Below are 1,972 nucleotides of genomic sequence, written 5' to 3'. Positions count from 1 at the left end.
GTCAAGTTTGGTGGGTCGGAAAACATATATGTACCGATGGAGCACCACGAGTATAGCGACAGCGCTACAATCGGAAATCCGTTCCGTGGCACTCCTGAGAAAGGGTTAGCATTGTTCGAGAGAGAGGCTGAACATCTGGCAGCTTTCCTGGAAGAAGTGAAGAAATTCCCCTTTGTTGTTAAGGACGAAGACCGCCAATTCCCTGATAGAGCGTAAACTCAAATAGATGTATTGCTGGAAGGTATTACTGCATTCCGGCAATACATCTTACCTAAACTGGAGAACTGCGAATCATCCATGATGCATGTCGGTGTATGGTTAGCAGTTTCTTCTCTTAGTTGAAACAACTACCGAAAAACAGGAGGGGGTCATAGTGAGAAAAGTTATTCCGATTGTGGCAACACTTGATACTAAGGAAGCTGAGGCGCGATTTTTGCATCAGCTTATAGAAAAACAGGGATTTAAAGCTCCTATCATAGATGTAAGTACCAATCCTTCTCGTGCATTTGAAGCAACATATTCGTATGATAACGTATGTCGGCGTAGTGGGATAGAAGTAAGTCAGCTAGCGTCTATGCGCAGGGATCGTATGATGCAAACCATGGGAGAGGGAGCGGCAAAAATTCTAATGGAGTTGTACCAAAAACAAGAACTGGCCGGTGCAATTGCCATTGGGGGAAATCAAGGTACGGCTATAGCATCAATTGCCATGCGAAGCTTACCAATTGGCGTTCCCAAACTGATTATTTCAACGGTAGCGTCGGGATATGTTCGTCCATATGTGGAATATAAGGATATTGTAATGATGTTTTCTGTGGCTGATTTTCTTGGGGGCTTGAATACGGTTAGCCGTACTATTCTGACTAACGGGGCTGGTGCAGTAATGGGCATGGCCCAGCATGGCCGGTTGCTCAAAAAAGGAAACAAACAAGTTATTGCAATAACTGCGTTTGGAAATACAGAGACAGCTGTCACCAGGGCACGTCAGATCTTGGAGGGTAAAGGATATGAGGTCATTGCCTTCCATGCTTCGGGTGCAGGTGGATCGGCTATGGAATATATGGTTGAGCAAGGATTTATACAGGGTGTCTTGGACATGACCACACACGAACTGATTGGTGAGGTATGCGGTGATGATATCTATACCCCGTTACGCCCACGTCTTGTGGAAGCTGGTAAAAGAGGAATCCCACAAGTGATTGTTCCAGGCGCGATGGAGTATTTCTGTTTCGGGGGGCCGGATAGTATACCAGAAAAATATAAGGGCAGAAAGACCCACTATCATAACCCGTACAACACAAATGTCAGAGCGAACAGGGAAGAAATCATAAGAACAGCTGAAGTAGTTGCATTGAAATTGAATAAGGCAACTGGTCCAGTAGCTGTGTTATTACCGGTGTGTGGCTTCTCGGAAAATGGTCGACAGGGGAATGCATTATTTGACCCGGAAATGGATCTGGTACTTATAAAGACTCTGAGAAAAAAATTGAAACGCGAAATCGAAGTTATTAGTATCAAAGCTAACATTAATGACAGAGAGTTTGCTGAACAAGCTGCAGAAGTCATGATTCGACTGATGAAAAGCTGTGATGAAGAGCATGCAACCGAATCTATTTTAGATACAAACTAATACCCCGAGACTTACGCTGCCCAGGGTTAACGCCCTCTTAATTTTCCTTTGTGCTAATGGATACCAACCACATAAAATTAGTCTGAGCCCAGTAATAAAGAGAGCCTTTCATATTTCAAGCTACAGATAAGAAAAGAGCATCTTAGTGGCGACGACAAAGGCCCGTGACAGGCGACGACAAAGGCCCGTTGACAAAGCAGGATGTATATGCTATTATGATATAGAAAACGTTTTCATAAACTTGCCAAGGAAAGAGAATTGCCCAGAGTCTACAATATTAAAACGGGAGGTAATGTTGTATGGCAATAAGACATAATCTATTAGAGTGCAGTTTTAAAGATG

At 43.6% G+C, this 1,972-nt stretch carries 2 protein-coding genes; both read left to right on the top strand.

Going from position 1 to position 1,972, the window contains the following annotated elements:
* A partial coding sequence (locus GX016_10145; GenBank protein HHT71903.1) for a creatininase family protein occupies positions 1–216 on the top strand: 216 nt, incomplete at its 5' end.
* 157 nt (positions 217–373) lie between these two features.
* Positions 374–1,630 (top strand): UPF0261 family protein, encoded by a 1,257-nt coding sequence (locus GX016_10140; GenBank protein HHT71902.1) that lies wholly within the window; start codon positions 374–376, stop codon positions 1,628–1,630.
* Positions 1,631–1,972 lie beyond the last annotated feature (342 nt).

This window comes from Bacillota bacterium, from assembly GCA_012837285.1.
GTDB lineage: Bacteria > Bacillota > DTU030 > DUMP01 > DUMP01 > DUNI01.
The sequence above is the reverse complement of the archived record's forward strand: the minus strand, read 5'-3'. Positions and strand labels throughout refer to the sequence as shown.